Origin of the sequence: Plantactinospora sp. B5E13, assembly GCF_039871775.1 — a bacterium.
Classification (GTDB): Bacteria; Actinomycetota; Actinomycetes; order Mycobacteriales; family Micromonosporaceae; genus Plantactinospora.
Map to the genome: position 1 here is coordinate 1 of NZ_JBDPLT010000001.1, position 14,899 is coordinate 14,899.

A 14,899-nucleotide genomic window follows, 5' to 3' on the forward strand; every position below is an offset into this window, starting at 1 on the left:
GACAGTTGCCGGGGACGGCCGGGACGGCGGCGATGCGGTACCAGGTGATCGTCTACGAACACGTACAGTGCAGTCAGAAGGGTGTCGATGTCGGCAGTCACGAGCAGACAACGACACCCTTCCCTGTGTCGATACGCCAAGTCCCCCACCAGGCCAGATTTAGGACTCAATCATCTAGTGACACTCTGCTGTGGACGGCGCTACTGTGGGGAGCTTCTCCGGCTCCACCAATCACCCGTATCCGGCTTTGTCGCACCTGTACCGACCAGGTATGGAGGTTGTCAGTGACCCACTCACCGATGCTCGAACACTTCGCCGAGGAGTTACGGCTGGCTCGGGCGGCCCGCAACATGTCGCAGGCGGCACTCGCCGAGGCGATCAACTACTCGGCCCCGATGGTGGCCAAGGTGGAGACCTGCGAGCGCCGCCCGAGCCTGGACTTCGCCCGCCGCTGTGACGTGCTCTTCGAGACCGACGGCCAGTTCGAACGGATCCAACGGCGGATCAGCCGGGAAACCGTCGTCCAGTACTTCCGGGAGTGGGCCGGCGTCGAGGAGGAGGCCAAGGCGCTCCGGTCGTTCGAGCCGACCTACGTGCCGGGCCTGCTGCAGACCGAGGAGTACGCCCGCGCGGTGCTCTCCGGGCCGGGGCTGCTCTCGGCGGACGAGATCGAGGAGCAGGTGGTGACCCGACTGGGCCGGCAGGAGATCCTGGCCCGGGCCAAACCACCCCTGCTGACCTTTGTATTCGACGAGTACGTGCTGCGTCGCCAGCTCGGTGGCCGGCAGACCATGCAGGAGCAACTGCGGCACCTGATCAAGATCGGCGAGAGCGTGCCGCAGGTGAACCTGCACGTGGTGCCGGCGTCGGTCGGCGCCTATGCCGGACTGGACGGCCCGTTTGTGCTGGCCACTCCGCCGAACGGCGAGCCGATGGTCTATTTCGAGGGGCACTGGCACGGTCACGTCGACGACCGGCCCGAGTTCGTCAACCATATGATCGACATCTGGGAGACCATCCGGAGCGTCGCGCTGTCCCACCGGCAGTCGCTCGACCTGATCGCGGAGGTGGCCGAATCATGGAGCTGACCGGCGCTGCCTGGCGCAAGAGCAGCCGCAGCAACAGCAGCGGCGGCAACTGTGTCGAGGTCGCCGACAACCTGCCGGACGTGGTCGGTGTCCGGGACAGCAAGGACCCGCACGGTCCGGCACTGACCTTCGACCCGTACGCCTGGCGGATTTTTGTCACCGGAATCGTCCGACGGCGCTGACCGCTCTCCTTCGGGTACTGACCGCTGATAACCCGGTCCGGGTCGACGCTGCGGACGTAGCCTCCGGGCTGAGGGTCGACGCGCGACACGGGGGCAGTGGTGACCGAGCCGAGAGAGGTCTTCGTCGGCCTGCAGGCACGCCTGGCCCGGCCGGGCACCCCGCTGCTGGAGCGGTTGCGTGACGTCCAGCGGGAGCGGGGCGACATCAACCCGGGCGACCTGACCCGGCTCGCGGACGAACTCGGCCTGCCGGTGGCGGCGGTGACCGCAACGGCGTCCTTCTACGCCGACTTCGCCGAGGGCCGCCGTGGCCGGCGGCACGTCCGGGTCTGCGAGGGGACATCGTGTTTCGCCAGCACCGGCGGCCAGCACATCCGGGACCTGGCGCAGGTGCTGGGGGTCGCCCCGGGGACATGTGCCGCCGACGGATCGGTGTCGGTGCAGGCGGTCCGCTGCCTGGGGTACTGCTACGACTCGCCGGCGGTGCTCGACGGCGAACAGGCTGGCACCGGCCCGACCCTGGGCGGACTGCTGGACGAGCCGCCCGGCTCCGGCGCGTCGGTTCGGGTTCCAGCGCCGCCGATCCCGTACCAGGCCGATCCGCCGGTGGTGCTGGCCGGACTGCTCGGCGCCGAGGACGAGTGGCAGGTGTGGCCGGCGGTGGTGACCGGTGGCGCACCGGAGCAGGTGCACCGTGAGGTCGAGGCGTCCGGGCTGCGCGGGCGGGGCGGTGCCGGGTTCCCGACGGCGAAGAAGTGGTCGATGGCCGCCGGTGAACCGGGGCCACGGTATGTGATCGCGAACGGCGACGAGGGCGATCCTGGTTCGTACTGCGACCGGTTGCTGATGGAGCAGGACCCGCACCGGATCCTCGAAGGGCTGGCCCTGGCGGCCTTCGCGGTCGACGCGCACCACGGGCTGGTGCTGGTCCGTTCGGAGTACCCGGCAGCCGTCGCCCGGATGCGCGCGGCGGTGACCGAGGCGCGGGAGGCCGGACACCTGGGCCGGCGAATCCACGGCTCCGGGTTCGACTTCGACGTGGTGGTGGTCGAGGGCGCCGGGTCGTACGTGGCGGGCGAGGAGACGGCGTTGATGCACACGGTCTCCGGGCTGCGCGGCGACGCCCGCCCCCGGCCGCCGTACCCGACCAGCAGGGGGTTTCTCGGCCGGCCGACCGTGTTGCACAACGTGGAGACGCTGGCCGCCGTCCCGTGGGTGGTGCGACACGGCGGAGCCGCGTACGCCCGCCTCGGCCATCCCGACGAGCCGGGCACCAAGCTGGTCTGCCTGAGCCAGCTGTTCCGCCGTCCCGGCGTCTACGAGGTCGAGTACGGTGTGCCGCTGCGATACCTGGTGGAGGACCTCGGCGGCGGTCTGCGGGACGGACACACCCTGCGCTCGGTGCAGGTCGGCGGCCCCCTCGGCGGTTTCCTCACCCCGGACCAGCTCGACCTGCCGCTGCTGACCGGGCCGTTGGCGCAGGCCGGGGTGCCACTGGGACATGCGAGCCTGATCGCGTTCGACACGGCGATGCCGGCGGCGGCGATCCTGCGGCACGAGTGGGCGTTCGGCGCGGCCGAGAGCTGCGGCGCCTGTACGCCGTGCCGGGTCGGCACCCGTCGGGGCCTGGAACTCGCCGAGCGGATCGGCGGGACTCAGCTCAACGGCGCATCAGCGTCCGGGCCCGGCAGGCCGGGCCGGGCGGCGGAGCTGCTGACCCGGCAGGAGCCGCTGCTGGAGGTGCTCGACACGGCCAGCCTCTGTGCGTTCGGGCGAGGGGTGGCGTGCGCCGTACGGAACGTGACCAGGGTTTACTCCGACGAGCTCGCCCGGTCGTCGCCGTGATCCGGTTGACGGTTGACGACCGGCCCGTCGAGGTCCCCGAAGCGACCAGTGTGCTGGCCGCCGCGCGGGCGGCCGGCACCGGCCTGCCCGGGCTCTGCTTCGACGAGCGGATCTCCCCGCAGGGTTCCTGTCGGGTCTGCCTGGTCAGCGTCGACGGCGGCCCGCCGGTCACCTCCTGCACCCTGCCCGCCCGGGAGGGCATGGTGGTCCGGACCGACGACCCGAAGGCCGCCGGCGCGGCCCGGCTGGCGCTGGAACTGCTCGTCTCCGAACAGCCGCCCCGGGCGCTCCAGATCCCTGCCGACCGCAGCGAACTGGTCCGGGCCTGCCAACACTTCGGGATCACCGGAAGCCAGTTCCACGGCTCCGGCCACGCCCGGGGCGTCGACCACTCGCACCCGTACGTGAAACTCGACCGCGACCTCTGCATCGCCTGCGGTCGGTGTGTGCGGATGTGCGCCGAGGTGCAGGGCACCTTCGCGCTCTCCCTGGCCGGGCGGGGGTTCGACACGGTGGTCGTGGCCGGCACCGGCGAGCGGTGGCTCTCGTCGCCCTGCGTGGGCTGCGGTGGCTGTGTCGACAGCTGCCCGACCGGGGCGCTGGCCGAGCCCGGGCTGCTCGACCCGGCGCCGATCGACCGCACCGTCGCCACGACCTGCGGCTACTGCGGAGTCGGCTGCGCGTTGCGGGTGCACGTCCGGGCCGAGCGGGTCGCCGCGATCACCCCGGTCCACGGCGCCCCGGTCAACCGGGGCCACGCCTGCGTCAAGGGCCGCTTCGCGCACGCCTTCACCCGCTCCCGGGACCGACTCACCACCCCGCTGGTCCGTACCGCCGGGCGCGGCTCGCCACTCCGGGCGGCCACCTGGGAGGAGGCTCTGGACGTGGTGGCGGCCGGGCTGACCGCCGTCCGGGACCGGTACGGCGGCGACGCGATCGGGGTGGTCTCCTCGGCGCGGGCAACGAACGAGGAGAACTACCTGGCCCAGAAGTTCGCCCGGACCGTCCTCGGCACCAACAACATCGACAACTGCTCCCGGCTCTGCCACTCGCCGTCGGCGGCCGGCCTGACCGCCTCGTTCGGCATGGCCGGCGGCACCAACCCGTTCGACGACCTCGACCGGGCCGACTGCATCCTCGTCGCCGGGGCGAACCCGACCGAAGCCCACCCGGTCGTCGGTGCCCGGATCAAACAGCGGGTCCTCGACGGTGCCCGGCTCGTCGTCGTCGACCCGCGCCGGATCGACCTGGTCGACGTCGCCGACGTACACGTGCGGGCCCGGCCGGGTACGAACGTGGCCGTCTTCAACGGCATCGCCCGCGCCCTGCTGGACAACGGCCACGTCGACCGGACCTTCGTCCGCGACCGGGTCAGCGGGTTCGCCGAACTCGCCGAACTGCTCCGTGACTACCCCCTCGACCGCGTCGCCCGGCTGGCCGGCGTCGACGCCGCAGTGCTGCAGCAGGCTGCCCTCCTGTACGGCGGCGCCTCCCGGCCGGCGATCGTCTACGGCCTCGGGATCACCGAACACACCCACGGCACCGACGGCGTCCGCACCCTGGCGAACCTGGCGATCCTCACCGGCTCGGTCGGCACCCCGGACGGCTGCGGGGTGCTCACCCTGCGCGGCCAGAACAACGTCCAGGGGGCGTCCGACATGGGCGCGCTACCGGACCTGCTCCCCGGCTACCAGCCCGTCACCGACGGCGGCGTCCGGGCCCGCTTCTCCCGCGCCTGGGGCGTCGACGTGCCGGAACGGCCCGGGCTGCGGATCCTGGACATGTTCGACGCCGCCACCACCGGCCGGCTCCACGCGCTGTACGTCATCGGCGAGGACATCGCCCAGACCGACCCCGACACCCGCCGCGTCCAGGCCGCGCTGGCCGCGTGCGACCTCGTCGTCTGTCACGACCTGTTCCTGTCCCGCACCGCCGAACACGCCGACGTGGTCCTGCCCGCCGTCTCCTTCCTGGAGAAGGACGGGACCTTCGTCAACTTCGAGCGTCGTGTCCAGCGGGTCCACCCGGCGCTGGCGCCGCCCGGGCAGGCCAGGACCGACTTCGACATCCTCCACCTGGTCGCCCGGCGGATGGGCGCCGACCTCGGCTGCCCGACCCCGGCCGACGCGATGGCCGAGTGCGCCACCCTGACCCCGACCTTCGCCGGGATCTCGCACGAACGACTCGACCGGGACGGGCCGCTGCACTGGCCCTGCCGCGGACCGGACCAGCCCGGAGAGGCACGGCTCCACCTCGACCGGTTCGCCACCCGGGACGGTCGGGCCGCCCTGGCGGCACGGCACTACCTGCCGCCCGGCGAACAACCCGACCGGTCCTTTCCGTTCGTGCTCGTCACCGGCCGGCGGCTGGCGCACTACAACAGCGGGTCGATGAGCCGCCGTACCCCGAACCTGGACCTCTTCCCGCGCGAGGTGCTGGACGTGCATCCGGACGACGCGGCCCGGCTCGGGCTCGCCGACGGTGACCTGGTCGAGGTGACCAGCCGACGCGCCCGGGTGACCTTTCCGGTCAGCCTCACCGACACCGTCGCCCCCGGCCAGGTCTTCACCACCTTCGCCTTCCCCGACCGGCCCACCAACGCCCTCACCTCCGACTGCGCCGACACCACCACCGGCTGCCCGGAATACAAGGTCACCGCCGTGGCGCTGCGGCCGGGCTAGCTCGGCGGTCGGCCCGTCGCCGGCCGCCGAGCGCACGCAGCGCGTTGAGGATCACGAGCACGTCGATGCCCTCCTGGAGGAACGCGCCGGCCACCGGGGGAAGGAGCCCGAACGCGGCGGCGACCATCGCGACCGCCGCCATGCCCATCCCGGCGACCGCGCTCTGCACCGCGATCACCCGGGACCTGCGGGCGATCTCCACCGCGTCGGCGAGCCGGTCCAGCCGATCCACCGACAGCACGGCGTCGGCGACATCCGCCGACGCGGTGGCACCGGTCGCCCCGAGCGCGACCCCGACCCCGGCCGTCGCCAGGGCGGGCGCGTCGTTGATCCCGTCCCCGACCATCACCGTCACCGCACGCTCGGACTCCGCCCGTACCCGGGCGACCTTTTCCTGCGGAGGACACCGGGCCACCACGTCGTCCACCCCGACCGCTCGCGCCACCCGCTCGGCAACCTCCGGCCGGTCCCCGGTCAGCATGATCACCCGGGAGAAGCCGGCCTCCCGCAGCCGCCGCACCGTCTCCCCGGCGTCCGGGCGTACCGGATCCCGCAGCAGCAGCGCCCCGGCGAGCATGCCGTCCAGACTCACCCAGACCGTCGACCGGCCGTCCGACTCCGCGCGCTGCCGCTCGCGTACCGCCCAGTCCGGCAGCTCGGCACCGTGCTGCCCCACCCGCACCAGCCGGCCGTCGACCTGACCGGACACTCCCTGCCCGGCCTCCTCGGTCACCTGCTCGGGTACGACCAGCCGCATACCCCGCTCCCTGGCCGCCCGCACCACCGCCGCGGCCACCACGTGCGACGACAGCTGCTCGACCGACGCGGCCAGCCGCAACAACTCGTCCCGGTCACCACCCGCCACGGTCACCACCTCGGCCAGCTGCGGCCGACCGGTCGTGAGCGTGCCGGTCTTGTCCACCAGCAGGGTCCGGGCCCGGCCCAGCGACTCCAGCGAACCGCCGTCGCGGACCAGTACGCCGATCCGGGCCGCCCGCGACAGGCCGGAGACGATCGCGATCGGGGTCGCCAGCAGCAGCGGACACGGCGTCGCCACCACCAGCACCGCCACCGCGTGGACGAACCGGCCGGACAGGCCCCACGCGATCGCGGCCACGGCCAGGGTGAACGGTACGAACGCCGCCGCGTACCGGTCGGCCAGCCGTACCATCGGCGCCTTCTGCGCGTTCGCCGCCTCCGCCAGCCGGACGATGCCCGCGTACGTACTCTCGCCGGCGGTCGCCGCCGCCCGCAGGCCGAACGCCGCCCCGGCGTTCACCACCCCGCTGGCCAGCCGCTCCCCGGCCCGCCGTTCCACGGGGCGGGACTCGCCGGTCACCACGGACTCGTCGAGCGTCGCCGGGTCCTCGGCGACGCCGTCGACCGGTACGACGTCACCCGGACCCACCAGCAGCCGGTCACCCGTACGTACCTGGTCGGCCTCGACAACCTGGAGATCCCCGTCCGGCCCGCGACGCCGGGCTGTCCGTGGTGCCCGGGCCAGCAGGGCGTGCAGGTCCCGTTTCGCCCTCCCCTGCGCGTACACCTCCAGCGTGTGTCCGGTGGCCAGCATCAGCGCCACCACGGCCCCGGCCAGGTACTCCCGCGCCACCAGCGAGCTGACCATCGCCAGGGTGGCGACCACGTCCACCCCGATCCGGTGCTGCCGCAACGCCTGGACCATCCAGCGCAACGTCACCAGCAGGGTCACCAGTGCGGCGGCGGCCCAGCACCCGTTCGCCGCGTGGCGCAGGTCGGCGAGCCACAGGCCCGCACCGGCCAGCACCAGCATCGTCAGCGCGACCGCCGGTACGAAGTCACGCCATCTGCGCCACCGTCCGGCCGCCGACCCATCAGCCGCGCGACCCACGCGTTCACCCCCTGACGACGCCGGCTGCCCGAGCCCGGCGTCACCAGCGTCTCAACCACAGAAGCCCTGACCAGGCCAATCAGCCGATCCAGTGGGATCTGGCGGACATTCCGCCTGGTGGGTTTCGTCGCCGGGGTCGACCGGCGGCTGACCGTGCGATCTCGCCGGGGCCGATAGCCGAGCGTGCCGTGGGTACGCTCGGCCCATGTTGACCTGGCGATGGCAGGGCCGGGCCGCGAACCCGACCCTGGTGCTCGCCGTCGGCCTGGTCGCGCTCGGCGGCCTGATCGTGCAGGCTGACGGTCTCGACACCGCCGCCGAGTGGGCGGCACTGCCGATCGTGCTCGCTTCCTCCGCCGCGCTGTGCCTGCGCCGCCGCCATCCGGTGGTCGTGGGCCTGGTGGCGCTGGCCGCGGTCGGTGCCTACGGGCTGCTGCTGCACCGGCCCGGCCCGATCATGCTGGTGTTTGTCGTGGCGCTCTACACCGTCGTCGACGAGGGACATCTCGCCGCCGCGATCGGGCTCGGCCTCGGTTCGGTGGTCGCCTTCGCGGTCGCGGACGGCTACGACCGGAACACCGCGAACGGCGCGACGCTGCTGCACGTCGGTTGGCTGGTCGCCGTCATCGTCGGGGTGACCCGTAACCGGCGGGCGTATCTCGCCGAGGCGGCGGCCCGGGCCCTGGCCGCCGAACGGCGTACCGAGGAGGAGGGCCGGCGCCGGGCCACCGAGGAGCGGCTGCGGATCGCCCGCGAGCTGCACGACGTACTCGGCCACCACCTGTCGCTGATCAACGTGCAGGCGAGTGCCGCGCTGCACCGGCCCGACCCGGAGCGGTCCGCGCAGGCGTTGACCGCGATCAAAGAGACGAGCCGGGAGACGCTGTGCGAACTGCGTACCACCCTGGGGGTGCTGCGGCAGAATGAGGCGGCGCCGACCGCTCCCCCGCCCGGGTTGCACCGACTCGACGAGCTGGTCACGACGGCCGAGCGGTCCGGCCTGACCGTCCACACCGAACTGGCCGGGGGTCGAGAGCTTCCGTCGGAGGTCGACCTGGCGGCGTACCGGATCGTCCAGGAGGCGCTCACCAACGTGACCCGGCACGCCGGCGCGACCACCGCCGTGGTCCGGGTCCGACCCGACGAGAACACGCTGCTGGTGGAGGTCGAGGACAACGGCGACGCCGTGCCCGGCCCGCCGGGCAACGGAATCGTCGGCATGGGCGAGCGCGCCCGGGCGCTGGGCGGTTCGCTGACCGCCGACCCCCGGCCCGACGGCGGTTTCCGGGTACGCGCCCGCCTGCCGTTGCGCCCCGGACGAGTACCCGCGGAGGCGGTGAAATGATCCGACTGCTGCTCGCCGACGACCAGACCCTGGTCCGGGCCGGCTTTCGGTCCATCCTGGACGGTGAGGACGGGATCGAGGTGGTCGGCGAGTCCGCCGACGGTGCCACGGCGGTACGCCTCGCCCGGCAACTGCGGCCGGACGTCGTCCTGATGGACATCCGGATGCCGGTCCTGGACGGCCTCGCCGCCACCCGGGAGATCAGCCCGATGGCGGGCGTCCGGGTGATCATCCTGACCACCTTCGACCTCGACGAGTACGTCTACGCCGCGCTACGGGCCGGCGCCAGCGGTTTCCTGGTCAAGGACACCGAGCCGACGGAGCTGATCCACGCCGTGCGGGTGGTGGCCCGGGGCGACGCCCTGATCGCGCCGTCGATCACCCGCCGGCTGATCGCCGAGTTCAGTGCCCGGGCCAGCCACCCGGACCCGGGCCCCCGACTGGGCGGGCTCACCGAGCGGGAGCGGGAGGTGATGGCGCTGGTCGCCGCCGGGCTCTCCAACGACGAGATCGCGCAGCGGCTGGTGCTGAGCCCGGCCACCGCCAAGACCCACGTCAGCCGGATCATGACGAAGACCGGGGTACGGGACCGGGCCCAACTGGTGATCCTCGCGTACGAGTCGGGGCTGACCGTCCCCGGCTGGGCCGCCCGCTCCTGAACAGCCCCGCGCGTTGGCCGTCAGGCGGTTCGTCGGGAGCGGAGCAGGGCCAGCCCGCCGAGCGCGACCGCGACCAGCCCGAGCACCAGGGCGACGTAGCCGCCACCGCGCCCGTTGCCGGTGCCGAGGCCACCGTCGGAGGTGGCCACGACCAGGCCACCGCCGACCATGGAGAGCAGTCCCGCCAGCAGGGCGACGGTGGCGCCGAGCGGACCGGAGCCGACGCCGATCCGACTGGCGGGTCGGGCCAGCGCCAGCCCGCCGACAACCACACCGGCCAGCCCGAACACGCCGGCGACGAGGGAGCCGATCCGCCCGGCGCTCATCGTGTAGGCATCGGCGGCGACGAGCAGGTAACTGACGTTCATCGGAGGTCCTTCCGCTGGTACGACACGTACAGGCGGAAGCGTATGGAGCGGCACGGTCACCGGTCGTCATGCCGGAGTTGCCGGTTCACCTACCCCCCGGGTTGCGGCTGCTCCGCTCGTCGTACCTCCGGAGTTGTCCCCAGCCGACTCATGGGGCGGGGTCGGTGCAGTGGGCGATGGTGGCGTCGTCCGCCGGCACCGCCCCACATGCCTCCGCCTCCCGCACCCGCCGGATGATTTCGCCAGGCCCGTCCACGCCGAGGATCGCCAGGACCTCCGGCCAGTCGGCGAGCCCGAACCGGTCCTCGATCCGGCTGGCGCCGTTGCTGAGCAGCACCGCACCGGACAGCTCGGCGACCGGACAGCTTCCGGTGTACGCCTGCTCCGCCGCCCGGGGATCCTCCTTGGCCACCCAGTAGCCGCCCGGTCGGTTGCGGCTGTCCCGGACCACGGTGACCGCCTCGCGATACACCTGCTCGTACTCGGCGCTGCCCTCGACAAGCGTGGCCAGCCGCTCCTCGTACGGCTGGCAAATCGTCGCCTCCCGGTGATCGGTGACCACCACCGGCCCGCCGACCCGGTCGAGGACCAGCGTCGCGTCGCCGAGGACAAGGTGGTCGACCCGGTCGTCGACGAGGCGCAGCATCGCCACCGCCGCCCACGGGCTGCGCGGATCGGTGACGTCGCAGCCGTCCCGGTGGGCGTCCGTGACCCGCTCGATCGCCTCGGCGAGCAGTACGGGGAGGGGCGATTCGGGGTGACCTGGTAGGAGGGTGAGCAGTTCCGTGCCGAGCCGGGTGGCGTACCAGCCGACGTCGTGCCGGCAGACCAGTTCGGCGCCGGCCACCCCACCGGCCCCGTCGGTGAGCACGACCGCCGTGGGTACGGCACCGACAAAGTCCTCGTTGCCCCGGCCGGCCTTCCCCGCGGCAACACTCGCCATCGTCACCCGCATACGGCTCATCCTCCCCCGCGCCGACCCCGACCCCAAGATCTGAGATCTTGGATGGTAACCGTCGTTACCGCGACTGTTTCTATTCAAGATCTCAGATCTTTCATGGAAGCCGGGCCGGCCGGGCGGGCGCCCGTTCGGCACAGCCGATCGGTAGGGTGGCCGGGTGAGCCAACCGCCCCTCGAACCCCCGCAGCACGGTCCCACCTCATCGGCCGGAGCCGGCCAGCCCTGGCCGACCGGTCAGCCCACGCCGTCGGGAGCGGCGGCCGGGCCGTCGTACCCGACGGGGGCGCCGCCGGCGAAGAAGAGCCGGCGCCCGCTGGTGATCGGGCTGATCGTCGCGGGCGTGGTGGCGCTGCTCTGCGTCGGCGCCGGCTGCGTCGGCTTCGGGGCGTACTACTGGTCCGAGGTACGGGTCGAGCCGACCTCCGACGCGCCGCTGCCGGCTCAGCCGCTCTCCTGCCAGGCCAGCAAGATGGAGGGTGGCCCGGAGATCAAGGCGGTCGGCATGCCGGACTTCGACTCCGCACCGCAGACCGGCACCGCCACCATGCAGATCAATACCGGCCTCGGGCCGATCGCCATCACCATGGACCGGGCCAAGACCCCGTGTACGGTGGCGAGTTTCCAGCACCTCGCCGACAAGAAGTTCTTCGACGAGAGCCGGTGCCACCGCCTGGTCACCGAGGGCATCTTCGTCCTGCAGTGCGGCGACCCGACCGGCACCGGCCGGGGCGGCCCGGACTACCGCTTCGCGGACGAGAACCTGACCGGCGCGAAGTACACCCGGGGCGTGGTGGCGATGGCGAACATCGGCGAGCCGAACACCAACAGCAGCCAGTTCTTCATCATCTTCAAGGACAGTGAACTGCCGCCGCAGTACACCCCGTTCGGTACGGTCAACGCCGGGCTCGACATCGTCGACCGGGTCGCCGCCGGCGGGCACGACAACTCGTTCGGCGAGGTCGGCGGCGGTGCGCCGAACACCCCGTTGAACATCCGGACCCTGACCGTGGGCTGAGCTTGACGACGAGTTTCCCGCTGATCTTCCTCGACGTCGACGGCACGCTCATCCCATTCGGTGGCGGACGGACGTCACCCGTCAACCAAACCGGGTGGTCGACGCCGACGGAGGAGCCCGGCAACCCGCTGCTGGCCCGGCTCGACCCGGCACTCGGGCCCCGGCTGGCGGCCCTGCCCGGCCAGCTCGTCTGGGCCACGACCTGGATGGACGAGGCGAACACCGAGCTGTCCCCTCGGCTCGGCCTGCCCGCCCTGCCGGTGGTCGACTGGCCCGACGAGCCGGCCGGATCCGGGCCGCCCGTACCCGGCCTGCACTGGAAGACCGCCGGGCTGGTCGACCGGACGGCCGGCCGTACCTTCGTCTGGGTGGACGACGAGATCACCGACCTGGATCGGGCCTGGGTGGCGGCGCACCATCCGGGTCCGGCACTGCTGTACCGGGTCGAACCACACCTCGGCCTGGTGGAGAGCGACGTCCGACGTATCGCCGACTGGCTGCGCGGGCTCGCCGACTGAGCGTCGGGGTTCCGGCGAGACGCGCTCAGGCCGCCGGTTCGGCGACCGGGGCGACGGCGGCCTGACCAGCCCGGGCACGGGCCCGCCTGGTGTAGAGGATCGTCCAGGTGACCAGGGCGGCGGTGACGACGTACGGCAGGACGGCCGAGACCGCCACCATCGTGTCGACGGAGAGCAGCTCGGTCAGTTCGATCCGGGCCGCCGCCTCGACCACGAACGTGACTCCCCAGACCACGGTCAGGATCCGCTGGGTACGCCGGAAGCCGGCGTACCGCCACAGGCCGTTCCACCACGCCAGTTTTTCGGCCGACCCGTCGGTGGCGAACTTCCGGCCGAAGTAGAACATCAGCGGTCGGGGTGCCAGCAACGAGCCGAGCAGGACAAGCCCGAAGAGGCCGGTCACCGCGGAGTCCTTGATCAGTACGAGCCGTTCGTCCTGCAGGGCGAGCGCGGAGACCACCCCGAGGGCGATGATGAGCAGGCTCAGTACGCCGATCTCGTCGATCCGGCGTCGGATCGCGAACAGCACCGCCACCTCGACCGCCGGCCAGACCGCGCTGACCGCCAGGGCGGAGAGTTCGCTCATTCCCCGGTCGGTCAGCATCCCGTACGTCAGAAAGGGCAGGAACGCGTTGAACAGGATCGTGGGACCCCAACTCCACAGGACGGCTCGGAGCTTCCCCATGACACCCTCCCGACCTTGAACGAATATTCTCACGAACGTGCAGGAGAATGTAGCATCTGAGTCGGGTCGGGGCACCGTCCCCACCGGACGGTCGTCCTCGCTGGTCCCGTTCCTGTTCGGGGTCGCCCAACGCCCCGAACTGCCCGGCACCGTGCTGACCCGCCTGCTCGGCGACTTCGGCCTGACCGAGGCCGCCGCCCGCGCCCTGCTGCTGCGGATGCGCCAGGAAGGCAAACTGGAGAGCGTCCGCCGGGGTCGCGGCGTCGGTTACCGCCTCACCGGCGAGTACGGGCGCCGCTTCGACCGGATCCGCCAGGGGGCCGGGGACCCGCAACCCACCTGGACCGGCTCCTTCCACGCCCTGGTCTACCGGGTGCCGGAGTCCCGCCGCGCCTTCCGGGACGGGTTGCGCCGCGCCGCCGTACACCTCGGGTACGGGCTGCTCCAGCAGGGCGTACTCGTCAACCTCCAGGACCGCTCCGGGGAACTCGACCTGCTGGCCGAGCCACCGGAGGACGTCCGCGTCTTTGTCGCCCGGTTGGAGATGTCGGAGCCGGACGCCGCCCGGGCGGCCCTGCTCGCCTGGGATCTCGACGATCTCGCGGACCTGTACGCCGGCCACGTCCGCACGCTCGACGCCGCCGTACGGGCCCAGCCGACCCCGCCGGAGCCCGGTCCGGAGACGCTGCGCCGATACGCGGAACTGCTGCGGGCCCCGATGGTCGACACACTGCGCGCTCCCCGGCTACCCGCCACGCTGCTGCCACCGGACTGGCCGTTGCCCGCGCTGTGGCAGGCGATCCAGCGGCTGCAGCAGGTGTTCGCCGGCCCGTCGGTCGCCTACGTCGCCGGGCAGGTCGACGCGGCGACGCCCTGACCCCGGCGACGGGTCAGCCGGCGGCCGGTGCCTCGGTCGGCGCCGGGCACTCCGACGGTCAGCCGGCGGCCAGCACCTCGGTCGGCGTCAGCCGGCTGGCCCGGACCGCCGGATAGAGCCCGGCGACCGCGCCGATCAGCAGGGTCGCCGCCAGCCCGCCGCCGGTCGCCCAGGCCGGCACCACGGTCGGCCAGCCCTGGACGTACGCGTACCCGCCGGTGACCCCGATCCCGAGCAGCAGTCCACCCACCCCGCCCAGCGCGGAGAGCAGCAGCGACTCGGCCAGGAACTGGGTCCGTACGTGCCCACGGGTGGCGCCGAGCGCCCGGCGCAGCCCCACCTCGGACCGCCGCTCCAACACTGAGATGATCATCGTGTTGGCGATGCCGACCCCGCCGACCAGCAACGCCACCGCCCCAGTCCGAGCCGCAGCCCGCGCATCGCCGAGTCGGTGGCCTGTCGGGCGACGAGCGCGTCGGACGGCCGGGAGACCACCACCTCGCCCGGCGCCCGTGGGTTGGCCGTCGGCCCGAGCACCGCCCGCACCGCCACGACCTGACTCTCGGTGGCCCGGACGTAGATCCGGGTCGGATGTCCGTCGAACTTCAGGAACGTCGTGGCCGTCTGCCAGCCCACCAGCGCAGCCGAGTCCAGGTCCTCGGCCAACGGCACCGGCGCCAGGATGCCGACACGGCGAACCACTCCCCGCCGAGCCGCACCCGTACCCCCACCCCCGGTACGTCGAGCCGGCGGGCCGCCACGTCGCCGAGGACAACCGCCGGATAGGTCACCCGGCCCGGTGTGC

At 72.6% G+C, this 14,899-nt stretch carries 13 protein-coding genes and 1 pseudogene; 9 read left to right on the forward strand and 5 right to left on the reverse strand.

Annotation, left to right across the window (positions count from 1 at the left end; translation table 11 throughout):
• Positions 1-284: 284 nt before the first annotated feature.
• The 4 genes from ABGB05_RS00005 to fdhF all read left to right on the forward strand — a co-directional run bounded on the left by ABGB05_RS00005 (position 285) and on the right by fdhF (position 5,796).
• The gene (locus ABGB05_RS00005; RefSeq protein ID WP_347650972.1) at positions 285-1,088 is read left to right on the forward strand and encodes a helix-turn-helix transcriptional regulator; all 804 of its coding nucleotides are present in this window, start codon (positions 285-287) and stop codon (positions 1,086-1,088) included.
• Positions 1,079-1,270, forward strand: a complete 192-nt coding sequence (locus tag ABGB05_RS00010) for a DUF397 domain-containing protein (RefSeq protein ID WP_347650973.1) — start codon at positions 1,079-1,081, stop codon at positions 1,268-1,270. Before ABGB05_RS00005 ends, ABGB05_RS00010 begins: the two co-directional genes overlap by 10 nt.
• A gap of 99 nt (positions 1,271-1,369) precedes the next feature.
• Positions 1,370-3,115 carry an NAD(P)H-dependent oxidoreductase subunit E gene (locus ABGB05_RS00015; RefSeq protein WP_347650974.1) on the forward strand — a complete coding sequence of 582 codons (1,746 nt, stop codon included), beginning with the start codon at positions 1,370-1,372 and terminating at the stop codon, positions 3,113-3,115.
• Positions 3,112-5,796 (forward strand): formate dehydrogenase subunit alpha, encoded by a 2,685-nt coding sequence (gene fdhF / locus ABGB05_RS00020; RefSeq protein WP_347650975.1) that lies wholly within the window; start codon positions 3,112-3,114, stop codon positions 5,794-5,796. Before ABGB05_RS00015 ends, fdhF begins: the two co-directional genes overlap by 4 nt.
• On the opposite strand, the gene ABGB05_RS00025 is transcribed toward fdhF, so the two are convergent.
• Positions 5,768-7,666: a heavy metal translocating P-type ATPase gene (locus ABGB05_RS00025; protein ID WP_347650976.1), complete on the reverse strand. Its 1,899-nt coding sequence runs from the start codon at positions 7,664-7,666 to the stop codon at positions 5,768-5,770. The two genes, fdhF and ABGB05_RS00025, sit on opposite strands and share 29 nt — an antisense overlap.
• 205 nt (positions 7,667-7,871) lie before the next feature.
• Between ABGB05_RS00025 and ABGB05_RS00030 the strand changes: the two genes are divergently transcribed.
• Positions 7,872-9,011 (forward strand): sensor histidine kinase, encoded by a 1,140-nt coding sequence (locus tag ABGB05_RS00030; RefSeq protein WP_347650977.1) that lies wholly within the window; start codon positions 7,872-7,874, stop codon positions 9,009-9,011.
• Positions 9,008-9,670 carry a response regulator transcription factor gene (locus ABGB05_RS00035; RefSeq protein WP_347650978.1) on the forward strand — a complete coding sequence of 221 codons (663 nt, stop codon included), beginning with the start codon at positions 9,008-9,010 and terminating at the stop codon, positions 9,668-9,670. The genes ABGB05_RS00030 and ABGB05_RS00035 overlap by 4 nt, the downstream gene beginning before the upstream one ends.
• Before the next feature lie 20 nt (positions 9,671-9,690).
• Here the strand turns inward: ABGB05_RS00035 and ABGB05_RS00040 are convergent, their stop codons facing one another.
• Together ABGB05_RS00040 and ABGB05_RS00045 are read right to left on the reverse strand one after the other, a co-directional pair.
• The gene (locus ABGB05_RS00040; protein WP_347650979.1) at positions 9,691-10,038 is read right to left on the reverse strand and encodes a DUF6223 family protein; all 348 of its coding nucleotides are present in this window, start codon (positions 10,036-10,038) and stop codon (positions 9,691-9,693) included.
• Between the two features lie 148 nt (positions 10,039-10,186).
• Complete coding sequence (locus ABGB05_RS00045) at positions 10,187-10,981, reverse strand: hypothetical protein (protein ID WP_347650980.1); 795 nt, start codon at positions 10,979-10,981, stop codon at positions 10,187-10,189.
• A gap of 175 nt (positions 10,982-11,156) precedes the next feature.
• Between ABGB05_RS00045 and ABGB05_RS00050 the strand changes: the two genes are divergently transcribed.
• Together ABGB05_RS00050 and ABGB05_RS00055 are read left to right on the forward strand one after the other, a co-directional pair.
• Positions 11,157-12,014, forward strand: a complete 858-nt coding sequence (locus ABGB05_RS00050; protein WP_347650981.1) for a peptidylprolyl isomerase — start codon at positions 11,157-11,159, stop codon at positions 12,012-12,014.
• Positions 12,011-12,532: an HAD domain-containing protein gene (locus ABGB05_RS00055; protein ID WP_347651335.1), complete on the forward strand. Its 522-nt coding sequence runs from the start codon at positions 12,011-12,013 to the stop codon at positions 12,530-12,532. Before ABGB05_RS00050 ends, ABGB05_RS00055 begins: the two co-directional genes overlap by 4 nt.
• 25 nt (positions 12,533-12,557) lie before the next feature.
• Here ABGB05_RS00055 and ABGB05_RS00060 read toward each other — a convergent pair whose 3' ends face one another.
• On the reverse strand, positions 12,558-13,217 hold the full coding sequence (locus ABGB05_RS00060) for a VC0807 family protein (RefSeq protein WP_347650982.1): 660 nt from the start codon (positions 13,215-13,217) through the stop codon (positions 12,558-12,560).
• A gap of 37 nt (positions 13,218-13,254) precedes the next feature.
• Here ABGB05_RS00060 and ABGB05_RS00065 point away from each other — a divergent pair, with 37 nt between their 5' ends.
• Entirely contained in the window at positions 13,255-14,094 is an 840-nt protein-coding gene (locus tag ABGB05_RS00065; RefSeq protein WP_347650983.1) for a hypothetical protein, read from the forward strand.
• Between the two features lie 58 nt (positions 14,095-14,152).
• Here the strand turns inward: ABGB05_RS00065 and ABGB05_RS00070 are convergent.
• Positions 14,153-14,879: pseudogene (locus ABGB05_RS00070) on the reverse strand (FtsX-like permease family protein); the annotation flags it as partial.
• Between the last annotated feature and the right edge of the window lie 20 nt (positions 14,880-14,899).